At 73.0% G+C, this 20,845-nt stretch carries 17 protein-coding genes; 5 read left to right on the forward strand and 12 right to left on the reverse strand.

Annotation, left to right across the window (positions count from 1 at the left end):
- Position 1: 1 nt before the first annotated feature.
- The 6 genes from ACFZAU_RS06550 to ACFZAU_RS06575 are packed head-to-tail and all read right to left on the reverse strand — an operon-like array spanning position 2 to position 5,838.
- On the reverse strand, positions 2-940 hold the full coding sequence (locus tag ACFZAU_RS06550) for a type II secretion system F family protein (protein WP_500551331.1): 939 nt from the start codon (positions 938-940) through the stop codon (positions 2-4).
- Complete coding sequence (locus tag ACFZAU_RS06555) at positions 937-2,274, reverse strand: TadA family conjugal transfer-associated ATPase (protein WP_499610187.1); 1,338 nt, start codon at positions 2,272-2,274, stop codon at positions 937-939. The genes ACFZAU_RS06550 and ACFZAU_RS06555 overlap by 4 nt, the downstream gene beginning before the upstream one ends.
- Positions 2,271-2,660: a TadE/TadG family type IV pilus assembly protein gene (locus ACFZAU_RS06560; protein ID WP_499610186.1), complete on the reverse strand. Its 390-nt coding sequence runs from the start codon at positions 2,658-2,660 to the stop codon at positions 2,271-2,273. Before ACFZAU_RS06560 ends, ACFZAU_RS06555 begins: the two co-directional genes overlap by 4 nt.
- Positions 2,657-4,222 carry a CpaE/TadZ family protein gene (locus ACFZAU_RS06565; RefSeq protein ID WP_500551332.1) on the reverse strand — a complete coding sequence of 522 codons (1,566 nt, stop codon included), beginning with the start codon at positions 4,220-4,222 and terminating at the stop codon, positions 2,657-2,659. Before ACFZAU_RS06565 ends, ACFZAU_RS06560 begins: the two co-directional genes overlap by 4 nt.
- Entirely contained in the window at positions 4,219-4,932 is a 714-nt protein-coding gene (cpaB, locus tag ACFZAU_RS06570; protein ID WP_500551333.1) for a Flp pilus assembly protein CpaB, read from the reverse strand. The genes ACFZAU_RS06565 and cpaB overlap by 4 nt, the downstream gene beginning before the upstream one ends.
- Before the next feature lie 12 nt (positions 4,933-4,944).
- Positions 4,945-5,838, reverse strand: a complete 894-nt coding sequence (locus tag ACFZAU_RS06575; protein WP_500551334.1) for a hypothetical protein — start codon at positions 5,836-5,838, stop codon at positions 4,945-4,947.
- Between the two features lie 232 nt (positions 5,839-6,070).
- On the opposite strand from ACFZAU_RS06575, the gene ACFZAU_RS06580 reads away from it, so the two are divergent.
- The gene (locus ACFZAU_RS06580) at positions 6,071-7,582 is read left to right on the forward strand and encodes a chitinase (RefSeq protein WP_500551335.1); all 1,512 of its coding nucleotides are present in this window, start codon (positions 6,071-6,073) and stop codon (positions 7,580-7,582) included.
- Positions 7,583-7,686: 104 nt separating this feature from the next.
- Here the strand turns inward: ACFZAU_RS06580 and ACFZAU_RS06585 are convergent, their stop codons facing one another.
- The 4 genes from ACFZAU_RS06585 to ACFZAU_RS06600 all read right to left on the reverse strand — a co-directional run bounded on the left by ACFZAU_RS06585 (position 7,687) and on the right by ACFZAU_RS06600 (position 11,297).
- Complete coding sequence (locus ACFZAU_RS06585; protein ID WP_500551336.1) at positions 7,687-9,126, reverse strand: GntP family permease; 1,440 nt, start codon at positions 9,124-9,126, stop codon at positions 7,687-7,689.
- A gap of 91 nt (positions 9,127-9,217) precedes the next feature.
- Positions 9,218-9,622, reverse strand: coding sequence for a RidA family protein (locus ACFZAU_RS06590; RefSeq protein WP_500551337.1), 405 nt, complete (start codon positions 9,620-9,622; stop codon positions 9,218-9,220).
- The gene (locus tag ACFZAU_RS06595) at positions 9,619-10,377 is read right to left on the reverse strand and encodes an IclR family transcriptional regulator (RefSeq protein WP_499610169.1); all 759 of its coding nucleotides are present in this window, start codon (positions 10,375-10,377) and stop codon (positions 9,619-9,621) included. The genes ACFZAU_RS06590 and ACFZAU_RS06595 overlap by 4 nt, the downstream gene beginning before the upstream one ends.
- Positions 10,374-11,297 carry a sugar kinase gene (locus ACFZAU_RS06600; RefSeq protein ID WP_500459132.1) on the reverse strand — a complete coding sequence of 308 codons (924 nt, stop codon included), beginning with the start codon at positions 11,295-11,297 and terminating at the stop codon, positions 10,374-10,376. Before ACFZAU_RS06600 ends, ACFZAU_RS06595 begins: the two co-directional genes overlap by 4 nt.
- 114 nt (positions 11,298-11,411) lie before the next feature.
- Between ACFZAU_RS06600 and ACFZAU_RS06605 the strand changes: the two genes are divergently transcribed.
- Both ACFZAU_RS06605 and ACFZAU_RS06610 read left to right on the forward strand, forming a co-directional pair.
- A complete protein-coding gene (locus ACFZAU_RS06605) occupies positions 11,412-12,662 on the forward strand; it encodes an alanine racemase (protein ID WP_500551338.1) in 1,251 nt (416 codons plus the stop codon).
- 927 nt (positions 12,663-13,589) lie between these two features.
- Positions 13,590-15,164, forward strand: a complete 1,575-nt coding sequence (locus ACFZAU_RS06610) for an N-acyl-D-amino-acid deacylase family protein (protein WP_500551339.1) — start codon at positions 13,590-13,592, stop codon at positions 15,162-15,164.
- On the opposite strand, the gene ACFZAU_RS06615 is transcribed toward ACFZAU_RS06610, so the two are convergent.
- Entirely contained in the window at positions 15,085-16,887 is a 1,803-nt protein-coding gene (locus tag ACFZAU_RS06615; protein WP_500551340.1) for a P-loop NTPase fold protein, read from the reverse strand. The genes ACFZAU_RS06610 and ACFZAU_RS06615 overlap by 80 nt on opposite strands.
- Positions 16,888-16,976: 89 nt before the next feature.
- Between ACFZAU_RS06615 and ACFZAU_RS06620 the strand changes: the two genes are divergently transcribed.
- Together ACFZAU_RS06620 and ACFZAU_RS06625 are read left to right on the forward strand one after the other, a co-directional pair.
- Positions 16,977-18,188 carry a pyridoxal phosphate-dependent aminotransferase gene (locus tag ACFZAU_RS06620; protein ID WP_500551341.1) on the forward strand — a complete coding sequence of 404 codons (1,212 nt, stop codon included), beginning with the start codon at positions 16,977-16,979 and terminating at the stop codon, positions 18,186-18,188.
- Positions 18,189-18,280: 92 nt separating this feature from the next.
- A complete protein-coding gene (locus ACFZAU_RS06625; RefSeq protein ID WP_500459129.1) occupies positions 18,281-18,682 on the forward strand; it encodes an SCO4983 family protein in 402 nt (133 codons plus the stop codon).
- Positions 18,683-18,875: 193 nt separating this feature from the next.
- Here ACFZAU_RS06625 and ACFZAU_RS06630 read toward each other — a convergent pair whose 3' ends face one another.
- The gene (locus tag ACFZAU_RS06630; protein ID WP_500551342.1) at positions 18,876-20,696 is read right to left on the reverse strand and encodes a phosphoenolpyruvate carboxykinase (GTP); all 1,821 of its coding nucleotides are present in this window, start codon (positions 20,694-20,696) and stop codon (positions 18,876-18,878) included.
- Between the last annotated feature and the right edge of the window lie 149 nt (positions 20,697-20,845).

Consider the following 20,845-nt stretch of genomic DNA (forward strand, 5'->3'; position numbering starts at 1 on the left):
CTCACACGTCGATCCGCGACATGCGGCGGATGAGCGCGAAGCCGACGACGTACAGGCCGAGGGCGACGAGCACGGCGATCCGCCCGGCCCCGGAGCCGGTCATCGCGCCCAGCGAACCCGGCATGATGCGGTCGAGCAGCAGCAGCGAGCCGATCCCGATCACGGGGACGGCGTACGCGGTGACGGTGACCTGGGACATCTGGGTGCGGATCTCGCGCCGGGTCTCCTTGCGCTCCTCCAGGGTCACCGTGAGGTTGCGCAGCGACTCCACGACCGAGCCGCCGGCCCGGGACGACAGGACGAGTGTGGTGACCAGCACCACCAGTTCCCGGCTGGGCAGCCGTTCCTGCAGTTCGGCCATGGCGTCCTCGATGGAGTGCCCGAGCGTCATGGCATCGGCGACCTTGCGCAGTTCCTCGCCGGCCGGGGCCTCCAGTTCCTCCGCCGCCATGCCGACGGCGGTGCGCAGGGCGAGCCCGGCCTGGGTGGCGTTGGCCAGGACGCGGGCGAGTTCGGGCAGTTGGGCGATGAAGCGCTCGGTGCGCACCCGGCGCCGCCAGCCGAGGAAGGAGCTGACCGCCCAGGCCGCCAGGAGCCCGGCGATCGGGCCGAAGAAGGGTGCCAGGAGGACGTCTGCGACCAGCCAGGCACCGCCGACGACCCCGAGGGCGGCCGCGGTGAACTGTCCCGGCGTCAGGCTGGTGCCGGTGGCGGCGAGCCGGTTGGCCAGCCGGCCGCCCCAGGCGGTGCGCCGGACCCTGCGGTCCAGGCCGGCGAAGGGCACGGCGTGCCGTTCGGCGGCCGGGACGTCGGCCAGCCGGTCGACGAGCGCGGCGCGGTCGGCGCGGCCGCCGCTCCAGGCGTGCAGGCCCCAGACGGCCAGCACCAGCGCGAGGCCGGTCACGCCGAGCACGGTCAGGGCCATCGTGGGCGTGTTCACTTCGCCTCCCTGCTGGACAGCTCCAGTTCGCTCTCGCCGATGCCGAACGCCGCCGGCACGGACTCGCCCGCGAGGTGGAAGCGTTCGGCCAGTTCCCGCGGTACGGGCTGGTGGTGGAACCAGCCCCGCACGATCCGGTCGGATCCCATCGGCTCGGCGCGGAAGCGGGTCGCGGTGGTCAGCCGGAAGGTGTCGCGGCCGCGTGAGGACAGCACGGCGATCTCGGCGATCCGGCGGGTGCCGTCGACGTCGCGGCGCAGCTGGACGATGACGTCGACGGCGCTGTTGATCTGGTCGCGCAGCGCTTCGAAGGGGATCTTCACCTCCGACATCGAGGCCAGGGTCTGCAGTCTGAGCACCGCGTCCTCGGCGGAGTTGGCGTGCACGGTGGCCAGCGAGCCGTCGTGGCCGGTCGACATGGCCTGCAGCATGTCGAGGGTCTCGCCGCCGCGGACCTCACCGACGATGATCCGGTCGGGGCGCATGCGCAGCGAGTTCCGCACGAGGTCGCGGATGGTGATCCGGCCGTGTCCCTCGACGTTGGGCGGCCGGCTCTCCAGGCGTACGACGTGCTCCTGCTGGAGCTGGAGTTCGGCGGCGTCCTCGACGGTGATGATGCGCTCGCCGTCGGGGATGAGCCCGGACAGCGCGTTGAGCAGCGTGGTCTTCCCCGAGCCGGTGCCGCCGCTGACGATGATGTTGAACTTGGCCCGTACGAGCGCGGAGAGCAGCATCAGCATGTGCTCGTCGAGGGTGCCGAGGCCGATCAGTTCGTGCAGGGCGTACGCGCGGGGGAAGCGGCGGATGGTCAGGACGGGGCCGGTCAGGGACAGCGGCGGGATGATGACGTTGACGCGCTCGCCGGAGGGCAGGCGGGCGTCCACCATCGGATTCGACTCGTCCACCCGGCGGTTGACGGTCGACACGATCCGCTCGATGGTCTGCAGCAGCTGCTCGGGGCTGCTGAACCGGGCGGCGACCGGCTCCACGCGACCGGCGCGCTCGATGTAGATGCGGTCCGGGCCGTTGACCATGATCTCGGTGATGGAGGCGTCCTCCAGCAGCGGTTCGAGGATGCCCAGGCCCAGGGCCTCGTCCACGACCCGGCGGATGATGCCGGTGCGCTCCTTGGTGGAGAGCACCGGGCCCTCGCGGCTGATGATGTGGCCGAGGACGCGTTCCAGGCGCACCCGGCGCTCGGCGGCGGCGAGGGCGGACATCTCGGCGAGGTCGATCTCCTGGAGGAGCTTGGCCCGGTAGACCGCGACGAGGTGGCCCTCCTGCGTCTGCGGGGCGGCGTCCTCGTTCGCGGCGATGCGGTCGCGCAGGCTCATTCGTCGGCCCCTTCGTCGTCCTCCCTGGGCATCGTGGCGGTCCGGGTGACGGAGCCGGGGCGCAGGCCCGGCAGCACCGACGGGATCTCCACGGTCGCCGTCGCCCGCACCGAGTCGCCGGCGTCGCCGGTGGTGCCGATCCGCGTACCGTCGCGCAGCCAGGAGCTCACCGCCTCCGTGCCCGCGACGGAGCCGCTCACCGGGGGGTCGTGCAGCGCCGCCATGCGCGCGGCGGCGCGGGCGGCCGTACCGGCCTGGGCCGCGGTGTAGGCGGCCAGGCCCAGTTGCACGCCCGCGAGGGCGATCAGCAGCAGGATCGGCAGCATCCCCAGGAACTCCAGGGAGGCGCTGCCGCGGTCGCGGGGGCGGCGGGTCCGGGCCGTCACGGGGCGACCGCCTCTTCGTCGACGGCCGAGGCGTGGCCGTGGACGGTCAACGGGAAGTCGATCGTGCCGGGGAAGAGGACGGGGACGCGCAGGCCCACGGTGACCCCGACCATCCCGTCGGCGTCGTCGGTGCCGAAGTCCTGGATCCGCCAGGCGCCCGGCAGGTCGTCGGCGGCGGCCGCGCGGGCGTCCTCACCGACCGCCGCCGCACGCGCGGCCCGGTCGGCGGCGTGGCCGGCGAGGGTGAAGGTGTACCCGGCGAGCACCGCCTGCCAGACCAGGACAAGCACCAGGAGGATCAGCGGCGTCATGCCGAGCGTCTCCAGGACGACCTGGCCCTGTTCGCCGCGGCCGCGGCGGCCCCGGCGGGGCGTCACGGCGTTCCCGGGGCCCGTCAGGCCGATCTCGGCGGCGAGCGTCCACAGTCCCTGCTTGACGCTGGAGCGGTTGTCGAGGTCCTGGAGCCGTCCGGCGTCCACCACCGCCTGGAGTTCCCGGAAGGCCGCGGGGACGACGGCGCCCGCGATCCGGGTGCCGGTGATGCGGGCGATCAGCGAGGGCTGGATCTCGCTGCCGCGGGTGTGCCGGTTGACGGCGACGAGCACGTCCTGGGGCTTGCGGATCTGCAGCCGGTCCCACATGCGCACCATGCGCTTGGCGGCGCGCACGGCGACCACGTCGGGGGTGGTGACCAGCAGCGCGGTGTCCGCGGTCTCGACGGCGACCGCGTTGGCGGCGGTCATCTGGGTGCCGCAGTCGACGACCACGACCTCGTAGCGCTGTCGCAGGGCGTGCAGCACGTGCCGGGCGGCGCGGTCGGTGACCTCCTCGCCGCGTTCGCCCTCGCCGGGCGCCAGCAGCAGCGCGGGCCCGGACTCGTGGACGTACATGGCGTCCTGCAGCACGCGGGTCGACACGTCCGCGATGTCCGCGAGGTCGGCGACGGAGCGGCGGAACTGGACGTCGAGGTAGGAGCCGACGTCGCCGCCCTGGAGGTCGAGGTCGACCAGGGCGGTGGACTTCCCCGCGGCCTGCGCGGCGAGGGCGAGCTGGACGGCGGCGACGGTGGTGCCGACCCCGCCCTTCGCCCCGGCGACGGCGACCAGCCGGCCCCCGGCCACGGCGGGCAGCGCGGGCTGCTGGGGGCTGAGGTGGCGCCGTACGCCGGCCGCCCAGGCGGCGGCCGCCTCCACGCGGGCGCCGAGTTCGTCGTACGACAGCGGCACCCCGGCGACGCCGCGCGCGCCGGCGTCCATGGCGCCGGACAGGACGGCCGGGCTCGGGTCGGCGGTGAGCAGGATGACGCCGACCGCGGGGAAGCGCAGCGCGATCTCGCGGACGACCTCGAGCGCGGGCACCGGTGTGATGCGGTCGTGGACGACGACGACCTCGGGCAGTTCGTCCACCCCGGTCTCGGCGGCGCGCGCGAGGACGTCGAGCAGGGTGGTGGAGTCGGGGAGCGCGGGCCCGGGTTCGGCGCCCGGCAGCTGGTGGAGGACCCCGGTCAGGGCCCGTGCGGTGTCGGGGTCGGGGGTGCCCGACAGGATGCGTACGCCGGTCACGAGGCGGCTCCGTCGCGGGCGAGGGTGTAGGTACGGTCCCGTTCGGAGGGGGCGGTCGCGTCGCCCGGGGCGACGAGCGCGAGGCGCACGTGCCGGGCGAAGGACTCGGCGAAGGCGACCCGCTGGGCGTCGGCGGCACCGAGGGCGAAGGTGATGGGGACGCCCTGGCTGCTGACGCGGCGGTTGTCGCTGCCGGTGTCGAAGGCCTTGAGCTCGCCGACGTCGATGACCCGGGCGCCCGCGACGATGATCTTCGAGACCTCGGGGTCGTCGTCCCCGCGGGGCGCGAAGGTGGCGAAGATGTTGACCCGCGCACCCGGGGTGATCTTCCCGGCCACCCCGGTCTCCGCGTCGATCATGATCGCGATCTCCATCTGCCCGGATTGCAGCGCGGGCCGTTCGGCGACCATGTCCGTCTGCAGCAGGGAGCCGCGGTGCAGCGGGACGGCGGCTATCTTGCCGGCCAGCCGGCCGAGGTCGCGGACGGCGGTGGCGGGCAGCCAGCGCTCGGGTATCCGGACCTCCTGCAACTGGGCGCGGCCGACCGCCTCGTACGCGGGCACGTCCGCGGCCAGCCGGTACGCGGTCACCTTCGGCCCGACCTGGGAGCGGGCGTCCCCGATGACGGTGACGACCCCGGCGAAGGCGGCGAGCGCGCACAGCGCGGAGACCACGAGGAGGACGACGCCGCGACGCTGACGTGAGTTCATAGAGGTGGGGCCCTATCGCTCAAGTGCCGAGTGCTGGTGAGGGGATACCTGCGGGGCGGGGGACGCCCTGGGCGTCAGGGAGGGCGCGCGGGGACCCGAGTGCACGACCTGGCGCGGCCGCTCGGGGGGACGGACGCGCTGCTGCCCGTCGACCGTGGCCGAGCAGAACAGGCAGCGGTCGCCGATGACGGCCAGTCCGCACCAGCCGCAGGTGTCCCGGCGGACCGAGGTGACCAGTTGGTACAGCACGCCGACGTCGGCGATGTAGGCGGTGAACTCGACGAGCCGGCCGGTGCCCCACCAGCGTGCGGAGTCCGCAGGCAGCGGCACCTCCCGCACGTGCTGGCTCCGCCAGGCGCGGGCCAGCGGCCCGGTGACCCAGCCGGCGTCGAGGCCGTGGCCGTGCGCCACGGCGAGCTGGGTGAGGAAGGCCGGCCCGGGCGGCACGGCGTCGGACCGCGCCTCGGACAGATGCGGTTCGGGGTGCGCGAGGACGGCGAAGTGACGCCCGGGCACGAGGGACTTCAGGTGGGCGCCGACCGGCACGTCCACCCGGTCCAGCCGGGACACCGAGCCGAGCAGCGCGCCGGAGTGGAGGTAGTGCGAGAGCAGCCGGGCCGCCCCGGCGAGCACTCCGGGCCCGAGGTCGGTGGCGGCGAGCTGGCGCAGCTGCTCGGCCAGGAGCAGGGCGGCCAGCGGCGGCAGGTCGACCGGGACGATCGCCACCCGGTCCGCCTCCAGGGCCGCGCGCACGGTGTGGACGCGGCGGCGCAGCGGATCGGTGGGCTCCGGCGGGACGAGTACGACCAGGTGGCCGTGGGCCTCCAGGGCGGCGGCGGTGCCCATCACGTGCTGCTCCAGCGGGAGCGCGAGATCGTCCGCCGTGACCGCTATGACGCTCGACACCCGCGACCTCCCGGAACTCCCGCCCAGTCCCATGCCCGGAGAGCTTATCCCTGCGTAGCCGGAGCAGTGCGGAAAGTCGCCGAACAGTTGATGAAGTCGGTGGTACCCGCGGGACGCCGGACTACGCACGCGGGCCGAGGTATTGACCCGAGGATTGGTCTGGACCAAACTGCGTCCACACAAGAGTGGCCACTCGCGTACCCGCCCAACTCCTCGCCCCCAGGAGGCAGTAGTGGAACACGCACGCCCTCGGCGCACCGCCCTCAGAGCCGCGGCGGCCGTCGGCGCCGCCGCCCTCGCGGTGGCGGGACTGGTCGCCACGTCCGGCAGCGCCAGCGCCGCGGACCCCGAACTCGTGACCAACGGCGGTTTCGAGGCCGGCCTGAGCGGCTGGACCTGCACCGCCTCCAGCGGCACCGCCGTCGGCAGCCCGGTGCACGGCGGCGGCAAGGCCCTGCAGGCCGCCCCGTCGTCCTCGGACAACGCCCGCTGCTCGCAGACGATCAGCGTCCGGCCGAACTCCACGTACCGGCTGAGCGCCTTCGTCCAGGGCAGTTACGTCTACCTCGGCGCGACCGGCAGCGGGATGGCCGAGGCCTCCACCTGGACCCCGTCCGCGTCCTCCTACCAGCAGCTGTCCACCGGCTTCACCACCGGCGCGACCACCACCTCGGTGACGGTCTACGTGCACGGCTGGTACGCCCAGCCCGCCTTCCTCGCCGACGACGTGAGCCTGCTGGGCGCGGCCGGCACCGCGACACCCACCCCGACCCCCACGCCGACGGACCCGACCCCGACACCGACCCCCACGCCGACGCCGACGCCCACGCCGACGCCGACGCCGACGCCGACCGGTGGCGGCTCGCTGCCCAAGCACGTGCTGACCGGCTACTGGCAGAACTTCAACAACGGGGCGACGGTGCAGACCATCGCGCAGGTCCCGTCGCAGTACGACATCATCGCCGTCAGTTTCGCCGACGCCACGAGCACGCCCGGCGCGGTCTCCTTCACGCTCGACCCGGCGCTCAACTACCCGGTCAACCAGTTCAAGGCCGACATCGCGGCCAAGAAGGCGGCCGGCAAGAAGGTCGTCGTCTCCGTCGGCGGCCAGAACGGCACGATCAGCGTCAGCGACTCCGCCTCGGCGAACAACTTCGCGGGCAGCGTCTTCTCCCTGATGCAGACCTACGGCTTCGACGGCGTCGACATCGACCTGGAGAACGGGATCAACGCGACCTACATGACGCAGGCGCTGCGCTCCCTGTCGGCCAAGGCCGGCTCCGGGCTGGTCATCACCATGGCCCCGCAGACCATCGACATGCAGTCGACGTCCTTCGGCTACTTCAAGACCGCGCTCGACATCAAGGACATCCTGACCGTCGTCAACACCCAGTACTACAACAGCGGCACGATGAACGGCTGCGACGGCAAGGTGTACGCGCAGGGCACGGTCGACTTCATCACCGCGCTGGCCTGCATCCAGCTGCAGAGCGGTCTCGCCCCCTCCCAGGTCGGCCTCGGCCTGCCGGCCTCCACCCGGGCGGCGGGCGGCGGCTACGTGTCGCCGGCCGTCGTCAACAACGCCCTGGACTGCCTCACCAAGGGCACCAACTGCGGCTCCTTCAAGCCCCCGACCACCTGGCCGGGCCTGCGCGGCGCGATGACCTGGTCCACCAACTGGGACGCGACGAACGGCAACGCCTTCTCCGGCACCGTCGGCCCGCACGTGCACGGGCTGCCGTAACCGGCGGGACCGTCACCGAACGCACCGCGCCCCCGGGAGAGGTCCCGTCCCCCGGGGGCGCGGTGTCCGCGGCCACACGTCGTGGCGTTCCAGGCCGTATCGTCCTAGACGACCACGCTCAGCGCCCCGGCCACCGCGAAGCCGGCCACCGACAGGACGGACTCCAGCACCGTCCACGTGCGCAGGGTGTCGCGCTCGCTGATGCCGAAGTACTTGGCCACCATCCAGAAGCCGCCGTCGTTGACGTGCGAGGCGAAGATCGAACCGGCCGAGATCGCGACGATGACCAGCGCCAGGTGCGCCTGGGACGCGTGGCCGGAGGCCAGCACGGGCTGGACGATGCCCGCGGTGGTGACGATCGCGACCGTCGCCGAGCCCTGCGCCACCCGCAGCGCCACGCTCAGCAGCCAGGCCAGCAGGATCACCGGCAGCCCCGCGTCGCCGAAGGCCCCCGCCAGGGCGTCGGCGATGCCGCTCGCCTTGAGCACCGCGCCGAAGACCCCGCCCGCGCCCACCACCAGCAGGATGTTGCCGATCGGCTTGAGGGAGGCGGTGGAGACCGTCTCCAGGCTCCGCCGGCTCCAGCCGCGCCGGATGCCCAGCAGCCAGTACGCGAGGAGCAGGGCGATGGTCAGCGCCACGAAGGGGTGCCCGAAGAAGGCGAGCAGCGAACGGGTCGTGCCCTCCTCCATCGTGACGGAGGAGAAGGTGGCGAGCAGGATCAGCACCAGGGGCGTGCCGATGATCGCCAGCACGATCCGCACCGACACCGGCTCCTGCGACGGCGCGTCCTCGGCGCGCACCGCCTCGCGGGCCTCCTCCACCGCGTCGGCCATGTCCTGCGGCACGGGGACGAAGATGCGCCGCCCGATCCACGCGGAGTACGCCCACGCCGCCAGCACCGCGGGGACGCCGCAGACCACGCCCATGAGCACGACCCAGCCGAGGTCCACCCCGAACACGGCGGCCGCGGCGACCGGTCCGGGGTGGGGCGGCAGGAAGGCGTGCGTCATGGAGAGCCCGGCCAGCAGCGGCAGGCAGTAGAGGAGGATCGACCGGCCGCCGCGCTTGGCGGCCGCGTAGACCAGTGGCGCCAGCACGAAGATGCCGACGTCGAAGAAGACCGGGATGCCGAAGACCAGACCGGTCAGGCCCATCGCGAGCGGGGCGCGCCGCTCGCCGAAGGCGCCCAGCAGCCGGGCGGCGAGGGCCTCGGCGCCCCCGGAGATCTCCAGGATCGCGCCGAGCATCGTGCCGAGGCCGATGATGATCGCGACATGGCCGAGGATGCCGCCCATGCCGGTCTCGATGAGGCTGGTGGCGGTGGACCGCTGGACGGTGCCGAAGAGTTCGGTGACGCTCAGCCCCGCGGCGAGCGCCACCGCCACGGAGACGGCGAGCAGGGCGACGAACGGCTGCAGCCGCGCCTTGATGATGAGCAGGAGCAGAAGGACGATGCCGAGGACGGCCACGGTCAGCAACCCGGCGGTGCCGGGGATCAGGGCTATGAGGCCGCCGGTGTGGGGGACGGTTTCCGGATTCACTCAGGGCTCCCGGGGGGTTTCGGGCATGGGGGGACCACGGGACGGCGTGCGGGTGAGGGTGGGGCGGGGGAAGCGGTGGACCGGGGTGGGGTCAGTCCAGGACGGCGAGCGCGTCGATCTCGACGAGCAGCCCGGCGGGCAGGCCGACGTAGACCGTCGTACGGGCGGCGGGGGCGCCCGTCAGGCCGGCGAAGAACTCGTCGAAGAGGGCGTTGAACTCGGGGAAGTGGGCGGTGTCGGTGAGGTAGACCCGGATCATGACGACGTCCTCCCAGGAGGAGCCGCCCGCCTCCAGCACCGCCTGCACGTTGGCGAGGGTCTGCAGGGTCTGCTCCCGCAGCCCCGGCCCGACGGGCGCCGGTGCCTGTCCCGGTACGGCGGGGCCGAAGCCGACCTGACCGGCGACCTGCAGGATGCCGCCCTTGCGGACGCCGTGGGAGAACCTGGCGGGCGGGGTGGTGTGGCCGGCCGGGGTGATCGCGGTCTTCTCGCTCATGTGGTTCCTTCGCTCGGTCTTCCGGAGTACTCGCGGCTGATCGCCTCCGCGGTGCGCTGGACCCGTGGACGCAGTCGCAGCAACTCCTCCGCGCTGACGACCACATTGGGGGCGGAGAGGGAACAGGCGGCCGCGACGCGCCCGTCGGCGCCGCGGATCGGCGCGGCGACGCAGTTGATGGACTCCTCGTGGCCGCCGAGGTCGCTCGCCCAGCCCTGCTCGCGGACCCGGGCGAGTTCGGCGAGGTGGGCGGCGGCGTCGGTGGTGGAACGGGCCGTGTAGCGCGGGTACTCCAGGGTCTGCACGACCGCGCGGCGCTCCGCCTCGGGCAGGTCGGCCAGGAGCAGCTTGGCCACGGCGGCCACGGTGATGGCGACGGGCCTGCCGATCCGCGAGTACATGCGCACCGGGTAGCGGCTCTCCACCTTGTCGATGTAGACCACCTCGCCCTCCTCGTACACCGCGAGGTGGACGGTGTGCCCGGTCAGCTCGTTCAGGGCGGCGAGGTGGGGGTGGGCGATGCCGCGGACGTCCAGGTTCTCCATCGCCTCCTGGGCGAGGGCGAACAGCCGGGTGCCGAGGCGGTAGCGCTGGTCGTCCTGGCGGTAGACCATGCCGTGTTCGTGCAGGGTGCGCAGCAGGCGCAGCGCGGTGGACTTGTGCACGTCCAGGCGGGCGGCGACCTGTTCGAGGTTGGCGGGCCCCTCGGCGAGCAGGGGCAGGATGCGCAGCGCGCGGTCCACGGTCTGGCTCATGCGCGCAGTCTCCCCCATGCCTCGTCGCCCAGGGCGGCGAGGGAGTCGCCCCGCACCCCGATCACCGCGGCGGCCAGGGCGTGGCCGCGGGCGAGCCGGTCCCGCAGCGGGAGGGCGCGCAGCGTCGCCGACAGGAAGCCGGCGGCGAAGGCGTCACCGGCCCCGACCAGGTCGACCACGGGTGTGTCCGGCGCGGGCACGAACACCCCGTCCGCCGTGCCCTCGTACGCGGTGGCCCCCCGCGCGCCCTGTTTGACGACCAGGACGGCGGGACCCGGCAGCGCCTCGCGCACCGCGTCGGCGTCCGGCAGGCCCCACGCGGTCCCCGCCTCGTCCTCGCCGACCAGGACGAGGTCGCAGCGGGCGGCCAGCCCGGCGAGCCGCCGCGGGTCGGCCGAACGCCACAGGGCGGGGCGGTGGTTGACGTCGAAGGAGACCAGCGGGCGGCCCGGGCCCTGGGCGGTGAGCGCGTGGACGAGGTCCGCGCACCCCGCGGAGAGGGCGGGCGTGATGCCGGACAGGTGCAGGACCCGGCCGGCCCAGGCGTCGCGGCGGGCGACGTTCCCCGGGCCCATGGCGGTGGCGGCCGACCCGGCCCGGTAGTAGGCGACCTCGCCGTCGCCGGTGCGGAAGTAGACCCCGGTGGGGCGGCCGGGGTCGCGGCGCACCCCCGAGACGTCGACGCCGGCCGCGGCGATCGCCGCCACCAGGTGGTCCCCGAACGGGTCGGCGCCCACCCGGCTGATCCAGCGGACGGCATGTCCCAGCCGGGCCAGCGCGCAGGCCACGTTGGACTCCGCGCCGCCCGCCCCGCGGTCGAAGGCGGCCGCGTCGGCGAGGCGCCGCCCCGGGACGGAGGGGACGAAGGCGACCATGGACTCGCCCACGCACACGACGTCCACGGCCACGGTCCCGGTCACGTCCGCTCCTCTCCGCGCACCGTTGACCCGGTGCTGGCCGGGATGTTAGACAGCGGGAAACACAGCACGCAACGACCGTTGCACATATTGCAACGGGCCGTGGACGGAGGCGGGATGGACCAGGTCACGCGCATCGACGAGCTGCACCGGGAGCGGGTGGACCACCGCTTCAAGGGGCTCCCGCCGGACGCGGACGGGCTGACCGTCGGCGAACTCGCCGCCCAGCGCCGCACCGTCTTCGACGGCGGATTCACCACCCCGCTGCTCACGCTCGCCGAGCCCGCCCTGGAGCACAACCTCACCCAGCTCGCCGGCTGGGCCGGCCGGCACGGCCTCGCCTTCGCGCCGCACGGCAAGACCTCCATGGCCCCGCAGCTCTTCGCCCGCCAGCTCGACCACGGCGCGTGGGGCATCACCGCGGCCACCCCGCACCAGGTCCGGGTCTACCGGGCGTTCGGCGTCCGGCGCGTCTTCCTCGCCAACGAACTCGTCGACGCGGCCGCACTGCGCTGGCTGTCGGCCGAACTCGCGGGCGCCCCGGACTTCCGCTTCGTCTGCTACGTGGACTCCGTGCGCGGGGTGGAGCTGATGGACGCGGCCCTGACCGAGGTCGTGGACGTCGTCGTCGAACTCGGCGCCGAGGGGGGCCGCACGGGCGTGCGCGGCACGGCCGAGGCGGCGCGCGTCGCCGACGCGGTCGCCGCGGCCCGCCACCTGCGGCTCGTCGGCGTCGCGGGCTACGAGGCGGCGGCGCCGGACCCGCGCGGGTGGCTCGCCGGACTCGTCGCGCTGGCCCGCGCGTTCGACGCGGCCGGGAGGTTCGCCGGGGCCGGGGAGATCGTGGTGAGCGCGGGCGGCAGCGAGTGGTTCGACGCGGTGGCGGACGCGTTCGGGACGCTCGGGGAACTCTCCCTGCCGGTGGTGCGGCTCCTGCGGTCCGGGGCGTACGTCACCCACGACGACGTCCACTACCGGGATCTGACGCCGTTCCGCGAGCGCATCCCCGCGCAGGGGTCGCTCGAACCGGCGTTCCGGTTGTGGACCCAGGTGCTCTCCCGGCCCGAGCCCGGGCTCGCCCTCCTCAACGCGGGCAAGCGCGACGCGCCGTACGACCTCGACCTCCCGGTGCCGCAGGTCGTGCGCCGCGCCGACGGTTCCGCCGCCCCGGCGGCCGGGCTGACGGTCACGAAGCTCGCCGACCAGCACGCGTTCGTGGACGTCGCCCCCGGGGCGCGGGACCTGGCGGTCGGCGACTGGGTGGGGCTGGGGGTGTCGCATCCGTGCACGGCGTTCGACAAGTGGCAGCTCATCCCTGTCGTGGACGCGGGTGGGGTCGTCACGGACTTCGTCCGTACGTTCTTCTGACCCCGGTGGGTCGATGTGTGCGGCGCCGTCGTGGTTGATGTTGGGTTTCTCCCCCACCCTCCCGCCCTCCCCCAGCCTTCGGCCGGGGGGACCCCCATCCGGCGCGATTGGTGCGGGTCTCGCACCTCGTTGTTGGGTCGGCGCCGCGCCGGCGCACGTCCTCAACGCTCGCGGTTTACGTCAACATCCTTGGGCACCGCACTTAACCGCTCGTCGTTTCCGGGCGCACCCCGACACACCCCCTCCGGCCGGTTTGCGCGCACAACCGCCGGTGGGGGGTCAGATAGGCGTGCGGGGGTACCCGGAAGCGCTCACTGACCCCGCGGCCCCGTGGTTCAGGCCCGCATCGGTCGGCACCGGGTCCGCCGCCCGTCCGTCTCAGCCTTCGGCCAGGGGGCGCACCCCGACACACCCCCTCCCGTCGTATGGGCGCACAACCGCCGGTGGGCGGTCAGTTGGGCACGTGCGGCAACCCCGGACCGCCTTCGCACCCCCACCGGCCGTTGGTCGCTGTCGATTCGGAGGGGGTGGGGTCGTAAGGGTGGGCGTTCTGGACGCTGACGTGTATTTGATGTGCGGCAGAGACGGCACCGACGAGTGGTGCCCGCCATGCACATAAATATGCGGTACAGAATGCCCACCCCGGAGGCCCCGCCCCCGGCCCACCAACCCACAGAGCGCAGGCCCGCACCAATCGCGCCGGATGGGGGTCCCCCCGGCCGAAGGCTGGGGGAGGGCGGGAGGGCGGGGGAGAAACCCCAACCCCAGCCACACACAACCCGCACACAACAACGGGGCCGCGGGGGGCAGCCCGCGCAGCCCGGCGCAGCCCGACGCAGCCCGACGCAGCCGACCGCAGGCGCAAGCAACCCGCACACAAGCAACGGGCCGCAACACTAACGCAACCGGCACAAAGGAGACGCCCGCATGGAGTTGGCGATTCGGGGTGCGACCGTCGTGGACGGGACCGGGGGCACCCCGGCGTACCGGGCGGACGTCCGCGTCGAGGACGGCCGCATCACGGAGATCGGGACGGTGCGTGACGCGCAACGGACGGTCGACGCGCGGGGCCTCGTGCTCGCCCCCGGCTTCATCGACATGCACGCCCACAGCGATCTCGCCCTGCTCACGGACCCCGCGCACGAGGCGAAGGCGGCGCAGGGCGTGACCCTGGAGGTGCTGGGCCAGGACGGGCTGTCGTACGCCCCCGTGGACGACGCCACACTCGCAGGCTTGCGCAGCCAGCTCGCGGGGTGGAACGGCGACCCCGAGGGCCTGGAGTACGACTGGCGCAGCGTCGGCGAGTACCTGGACCGGCTGGACCGGGGCATCGCCGTGAACGCCGCGTACCTGGTCCCGCAGGGCACCGTGCGGATGCTGGCCGTGGGGTGGGAGGACCGCCCGGCGACCCCAGCGGAGCTGGACCGGATGCGGGGGCTGGTCGCCGAGGGCCTGGCGCAGGGCGCCGTGGGGATGTCGTCGGGGCTGACGTACACCCCGGGGATGTACGCCTCGGGCGCCGAACTCACCGAGCTGTGCCGGGTCGTGGCGGCCCACGGGGGCTACTACTGCCCGCACCACCGCAGTTACGGCGCGGGCGCGCTGGAGGCGTACGCGGAGATGATCGCGGTGACCCGCGAGGCCGGCTGCGCCCTGCACCTGGCGCACGCGACGATGAACTTCGGGGTGAACGAGGGCCGCGCCCCGGAACTGCTGGCGCTGCTGGACGAGGCCCTGGCGGCGGGCGCGGACATCACCCTCGACACGTATCCCTATCTGCCGGGCTGCACCACGCTCGCGGCGACCCTGCCGAGCTGGGCGACGGAGGGCGGCCCGGAGGCGACGCTCGCCCGGCTCCGGGACGACGTGCAGGCGGAGCGCATCCGGCACGCGATGGAGGTGGAGGGCTCGGACGGCTGCCACGGCGTGCCCGTGGAGTGGCGGACGCTGGAGGTGTCCGGGGTGCGCGAGCCCTCCCTCGCGGGGCACGTGGGCCGCCGGGTCCCGGACTTCGCGACGGCGCGCCGCCTGCTGCTGGAGGACCGCCTGGGCACGACGATCCTGCAGCACGTGGGCCACGAGGAGAACGTCCGGGCGATCATGCGGCACCGGGTGCACACCGGCGGCAGCGACGGCCTGCTGGTGGGCGACAAGCCGCACCCCCGCGCGTACGGCACCTTCCCGCACTACCTGGGCCGCTACGTGCGCGAGCTCGGCGTGCTCGGCCTGGAGGAGTGCGTCGCGCACCTGACCGGACGGCCCGCGGCCCGGCTGGGCCTGTCCGACCGCGGCCTGGTCCGCGAGGGCCACCGCGCCGACCTGGTGCTCTTCGACCCGGGGACGGTGGCCGCGGGCGCGACGTTCGAAGCGCCGCGCACGCTGCCCACCGGCATCCCGTACGTCCTCGTCGACGGGCGGTTCGTCATCGAGGACGGCCGCCGGACGGACGTCCTGGCGGGACGCTCGGTGCGGAGTCGGGCTGCCGCAGGACGTGGTCGATGAGGTCGCGCAGCGCAGCGGGTTCGCAGACGAGGCCGAGGGCGCCGGCCCGGCGCGCGCGCTCCTCGCGCTCCGGGGCGACCCAGCCCGCGTAGAAGAGCGCGGGGCCGGTGTAGCGGCCGGTGCCGCCCAGGTGCTCGAGGTCGGTGAAGCCCGCCTCCGGGTCGCCGTGGCGTTCGACGTCGGAGATCAGCAGGTCCGGAACGGCGAGCCGCAACCGCTCCTCCGCACCGGCACGGTCCTCGACGACCTCGACCTCGGCGCCCTTGTGCCGCAGCGCCCGAACCTCGGTGGCGACGGTCCCGGGGTTGTCGTCGATCCACAGCACGCGCAGCCCGGTGTACGGGCCGTCCTCCGGAGCCCGGGGAGGCTCGGGTGCGGCCTGCGGGACGGCCTGGTCCAGGTCGACCGTCGTGACCACGGAGGCCAGAGGGGAGCGTCGCAGGCGGTGGATCAGGTCGGCGGCCTCGGGCATGCGGACGAGGTCGTCGACGAGGGAGGTGAACGCGCGGTCCGCGACCAGCGCCGGGAAGGACGGGGGGAGCTGCCGTTCCAGTTCGGCCAGGACCCGGGCGCGCTCCTCCGGTCCGGGGTCGGCGGCGAGCGGCACCTCGTGCTCGGTGAGGAGGCGGCGCACCAGTGCGTCGCCCTGGCCAGTGGGGACCGCGGGCGTGCGCAGCAGACGCCGCACCGCCCGGTAGTCCAGGAACTCCTGGATCGCGTCGTTGCCGCGTCCGCCGACCAGCACGCCGTGGAAGTCGCCGTACAGGTACTGCAGCAGAAGCATGCGGAGCATGACCTCGGGACCGAAGTCCTGCCAGACGGGGTTGAGTCCGGCCTCCAGGACGAACCCGTTGAGCAGCCTCTTGACGCGGCGTGGATTGCCCCCGGTGCGTTCGGCGAGCAGGTTGACGTGCGTATCGTCGAGGAGCGCGCCGATGCCGGCCCGTTCGGCGCATCCGCGCACGTATCCCTCGATGTCCTCGGGGGGCGGTACGCGGTAGTTGGTCTGGAAGACCTTCTCCATGAAGGCGGAGCCCGCCGGGGACAGGTCGCCGAGCAGGCCGCCCGGGGACAGCGCGGAGCGGTCGCATCCGATGACGAAGGCCACCCCGGGAACATCGAGGTAGACCTTGACGGCCTCGCAGACGGCGAGCACGGTCTCCTCGGCGCAGCGGTCGAGGTCGTCGATGAAGACGACGAGCAGCCGGCGCGGCGCGTGCTCACCGGTGTCGGCCCACTGCGTCGCCAGGTCCCGCAGGGCGTCGCGCATCTCGTTGCGGGCCTGGGCGTTGACGGAGAGGCTGCGCCACAGCTCGTCGACCAGGCCCGCCGCACCGAGCGGGCCGGCGAGCAGCGTGGCCGCGGCGCGCAGGGTCCGCAGCAGGGCACGGTGCTCGGTCGCGCGGTGCAGGGCACGGCGCAGCAGCCGGCGGTCGAACTGCGTCAGGACGGACTTGATCAGGCCTTCCAGGGCGTCGGCACCGTGAGAGGTCCAGGCGTTGTACCAGACGGTGTGGACGTCGGCGGCGCCCCGGAGCTCGGCGTCGAGCAGGCGCATCAGGCTGCTCTTGCCCGTCCCCCAGCCGGCGTCGACGGCGAGGGTGAACGGGGTGGATCCGCGCGAGTCGAGGAGCAGCCGGGCGAGTTGCCGCGCGGCGCGCCCCGCGCCGAGGAGGTCGTCGTCGGCACTGGCGACGGGTTCGTCGTTGAGTAACGAGAACATGCGGCGAGAGTAGCGGCACGTCACCATTCGGCGCATACGTGGCCAAGAACACGGGGCGGTCCGGGGTACGTGGCCGTAAGCTCGCGGGCATGCAGGTGATCCAGTCCACGAAGCTCTCCAACGTCTGCTACGACATCCGCGGCCCCGTGCTGGAGGAGGCCATGCGGCTGGAGGCGGCAGGTCACCGCATCCTGAAGCTGAACACCGGCAATCCCGCCGCCTTCGGCTTCGAGTGCCCCCCGGAGATCCTGGAGGACATGCTGCGCTCCCTCGGCGGCGCGCACGGCTACGGGGACTCCAAGGGCATCCTCCCGGCGCGGCGCGCGGTCATGCAGCACTACCAGACCAAGGGCATCGAGCTGGACGTCGAGGACGTCTACCTCGGCAACGGCGTCTCCGAGCTGATCCAGATGTCGATGCAGGCGCTGCTGGACGACGGCGACGAGGTGCTCATCCCGGCGCCCGACTACCCGCTGTGGACGGCCGCGGTCTCCCTGTCGGGCGGCACCCCGGTCCACTACCGCTGCGACGAGCAGGCGGACTGGTTCCCCGACCTCGCCGACATCGAGCGCAAGATCACCGACCGCACCAAGGCGCTGGTGATCATCAACCCGAACAACCCGACGGGCGCGGTCTACGACGACGAGCTGCTGCGGCAGCTGACCGACATCGCCCGCCGGCACAACCTGATCGTCTGCTCGGACGAGATCTACGACAAGATCCTCTACGACGGCGTGACCCACACCCCGACCGCGGCGATCGCCCCCGACCTGCTGACGCTCACCTTCAACGGGCTGTCGAAGGCGTACCGGGTGGCGGGCTACCGCAGCGGCTGGCTCGCGGTGTGCGGCCCGAAGGAGCACGCGACCAGCTACCTCGAGGGCCTGACCATCCTGGCGAACATGCGCCTGTGCGCCAACGTGCCGGCCCAGCACGCGGTGGCCACGGCACTGGGCGGCCGCCAGTCGATCAAGGACCTGGTGCTGCCGGGCGGCCGGCTGGCCGAGCAGCGGGACGTGGCGTACGAGCTGCTGACGCAGATCCCCGGGGTCACCTGCGTACGGCCGAAGGGCGCGCTGTACGCGTTCCCGCGGCTGGACCCGAAGGTCTACAAGGTCAAGGACGACCAGCAGATGGTGCTGGACCTGCTGCGGGCCGAGCGGATCCTGGTGGTGCAGGGCACCGGTTTCAACTGGCCGGAGCCGGACCACTTCCGCCTGGTCACGCTGCCGGCGAAGGAGGATCTGGCGGACGCGGTGGGCCGGATCGCGCGCTTCCTAAACGGTTACGGGCAGCCGTGACCCGCGGCCGGTGCGGCCGATACGTCGAAACACTCCCTCCTTAGACTGAGTCCAAGGTAGGATGTACTCCTGTTTGCAGGAGGAGTGCATCCATGTACGAACCGATCCGCACCAAATCGGTCCATACGGCGGTGGCGCCCACCCTTCCGCGACGCAGTCGTGACGAGGAGCTGGACCTCCAGCTCGCCGGACACCTCGCCGCCCTGCTGACCGTCACCGACGAGCTGCGGGCGCTGGAGCCCTGTCCCGAGCTCGACCGTGCCGCGGAGCAGCTCGCCGAGGCCGTGGCGGGCCTGCACCACGGGCGTCCCCCGCTGCGGATCTCCCCGGCTCCGGCCGGACGGGGCCACGCGGAGGCGGCCCGCGTGGCGGCCCTGCACCGGAGGGCGCGCGCGCTCGCCGGCCGGGCCCTGGTGGTCGCCGAGTCACGTCAGAACGCGGAGGCCGTGGCGCTCGCCGAGCGCCACATCGCGGTCCACACCGCAGCCGCCTAGCCCGGGGGCCGGGACCGGAGGTCGTGACCTCCGGTCCCGGCCCTCGGTGTGAGGGTCGGCGCGGTCCACCCGTGGGGTGACGGTCAGGGTCGCGGTTCCCACGACCGGGCCGGGCCTACCGCCGGGCCGTCCGCCCGCGCCGCACGCGCGGGGAGGGCCGGACCGCCCGGATTCCCGGGGGATCCGTGCCGGTCTAGCCGAGGCGCTCGACCAGGGACCGGTACTCGTCCCACAGCTCCTTGGGCGTGTGGTCGCCGAAGGTCTCCAGGTGGGAGGGGATCAGGGAGGCCTCGTGCCGCCAGGTCTCGACGTCGACCGAGAGCAGCAGGTCGAGGTCCTCCTGGGAGATGTCCAGACCGGCGGTGTCCAGGGAGCCCTCGGCCGGCAGCACGCCGATCGGGGTCCGTACGCCCTCGGCCTGGCCGTTCAGGCGCTCGACGATCCACTTCAGCACTCGGCTGTTCTCGCCGAAGCCCGGCCACACGAACCGGCCGTCCGCGTCCTTGCGGAACCAGTTCACGTAGTAGATCTTCGGCAGCTTGTCGGCGTCGTGCTTCTGGCCGAGCTCGACCCAGTGGCCGAAGTAGTCGCCCATGTTGTAGCCGCAGAACGGCAGCATCGCGAAGGGGTCGCGGCGCAGCTCGCCGACCTTGCCCTCGGCGGCGGCGGTCTTCTCGGAGGCGACGTTGGCGCCGAGGAAGACACCGTGCTGCCAGTCGAAGGACTCGGTCACCAGCGGCACGGCCGAGGCGCGGCGGCCGCCGAAGAGGATGGCCGAGATCGGCACGCCCTTGGGGTCCTCCCACTCCGGCGCGATGGTCGGGCACTGCGCGGCGGGGACGGTGAAGCGGGCGTTAGGGTGGGCCGCCGGGGTCCCGGACCCGGGCGTCCAGGAGTTGCCCTTCCAGTCCGTGAGGTGGGCCGGCAGCTCCTCGGTCATGCCCTCCCACCAGACGTCGTTGTCGTCGGTGAGGGCGACGTTGGTGAAGACCGAGTTGCCCCACAGGGTCTTCATGGCGTTGGCGTTGGTGTGCTCGCCGGTGCCCGGCGCGACGCCGAAGAAGCCCGCCTCGGGGTTGATCGCGTACAGGCGGCCGTCCTCGCCGAAGCGCATCCAGGCGATGTCGTCGCCGATGGTCTCCACGGTCCAGCCGGGGATGGTCGGCTCCAGCATGGCGAGGTTGGTCTTGCCGCAGGCGCTCGGGAAGGCGGCGGCGACGTATTTGATGGCCTCGGCCCCACCGCGCGGCGGGGTGAGCTTCAGGACCAGCATGTGCTCGGCCAGCCAGCCCTCGTCGCGGGCCATGACCGAGGCTATGCGCAGGGCGTAGCACTTCTTGCCGAGCAGGGCGTTGCCGCCGTAGCCGGAGCCGTAGGACCAGATCTCACGGCTCTCGGGGAAGTGCGAGATGTACTTGGTGGAGTTGCACGGCCACGGTACGTCCTCCTGGCCGGGCTCCAGCGGGGCGCCGACGGAGTGCACGGCCTTGACGAAGAAGCCGTCCTCGCCGAGCTCGTCGAGCACGTCCTGGCCCATGCGCGTCATGGTCCGCATGGCGGTGGCGACGTACGCGGAGTCGGTGATCTCCACGCCGATCGCGGACAGCTCGGAGCCGAGCGGGCCCATGCAGAACGGGACGACGTACATGGTGCGGCCCCGCATGGCGCCGCGGAACAGCCCCTTCTCACCGCTGAAGATCTCCCGCATCTCGGCGGGGGCCTTCCAGTGGTTGGTGGGGCCGGCGTCCTGCTCCTCCTCGGAGCAGATGAAGGTGCGGTCCTCGACACGAGCGACGTCGGTCGGGTCGGAGGCGGCGTAGTACGAGTTGGGGCGCTTGATCGGGTCGAGCTTCTTGAAGGTGCCCTTCGAGACGAGCCCGTCCGCGAGGCGCTGGTACTCCTCCTCGGAGCCGTCGCACCACACGATCTCGTCCGGCTGGGTCAGCTCGGCGATCTCGCCGACCCATGCGATCAGGTCATGGTGATTGGTGGGAGCCGCATTGACGCGCGCCACGATCGCTCCGTTCCGCCCGGTGTGCACTCACCTGGCGTCAGATTCCGAGGGTGTTGTTGTCGGCCCCTTGGGGGCTGCGACCCGGACGCTGCTGTCGTGGGATGCTCATCCGGTGCCGTCCGCACTCATATGAGTATCAGGACAGGAAA

The organism is Streptomyces sp. NPDC008238 (assembly GCF_042956445.1).
Classification (GTDB): domain Bacteria; phylum Actinomycetota; class Actinomycetes; order Streptomycetales; family Streptomycetaceae; genus Actinacidiphila.

Bases quoted from the DNA above. Each gene is read 5' to 3' on its own strand.
- cpaB (WP_500551333.1), bottom strand. From the start codon at position 4,932: ATGAACTCACGTCAGCGTCGCGGCGTCGTCCTCCTCGTGGTCTCCGCG.
- ACFZAU_RS06620 (WP_500551341.1), top strand. From the start codon at position 16,977: ATGCAGGTGATCCAGTCCACGAAGCTCTCCAACGTCTGCTACGACATC.
- ACFZAU_RS06590 (WP_500551337.1), bottom strand. From the start codon at position 9,622: ATGAGCGAGAAGACCGCGATCACCCCGGCCGGCCACACCACCCCGCCC.
- ACFZAU_RS06610 (WP_500551339.1), top strand. From the start codon at position 13,590: ATGGAGTTGGCGATTCGGGGTGCGACCGTCGTGGACGGGACCGGGGGC.
- ACFZAU_RS06615 (WP_500551340.1), bottom strand. From the start codon at position 16,887: ATGTTCTCGTTACTCAACGACGAACCCGTCGCCAGTGCCGACGACGAC.
- ACFZAU_RS06595 (WP_499610169.1), bottom strand. From the start codon at position 10,377: ATGAGCCAGACCGTGGACCGCGCGCTGCGCATCCTGCCCCTGCTCGCC.
- ACFZAU_RS06605 (WP_500551338.1), top strand. From the start codon at position 11,412: ATGGACCAGGTCACGCGCATCGACGAGCTGCACCGGGAGCGGGTGGAC.
- ACFZAU_RS06625 (WP_500459129.1), top strand. From the start codon at position 18,281: ATGTACGAACCGATCCGCACCAAATCGGTCCATACGGCGGTGGCGCCC.
- ACFZAU_RS06555 (WP_499610187.1), bottom strand. From the start codon at position 2,274: ATGAGCCTGCGCGACCGCATCGCCGCGAACGAGGACGCCGCCCCGCAG.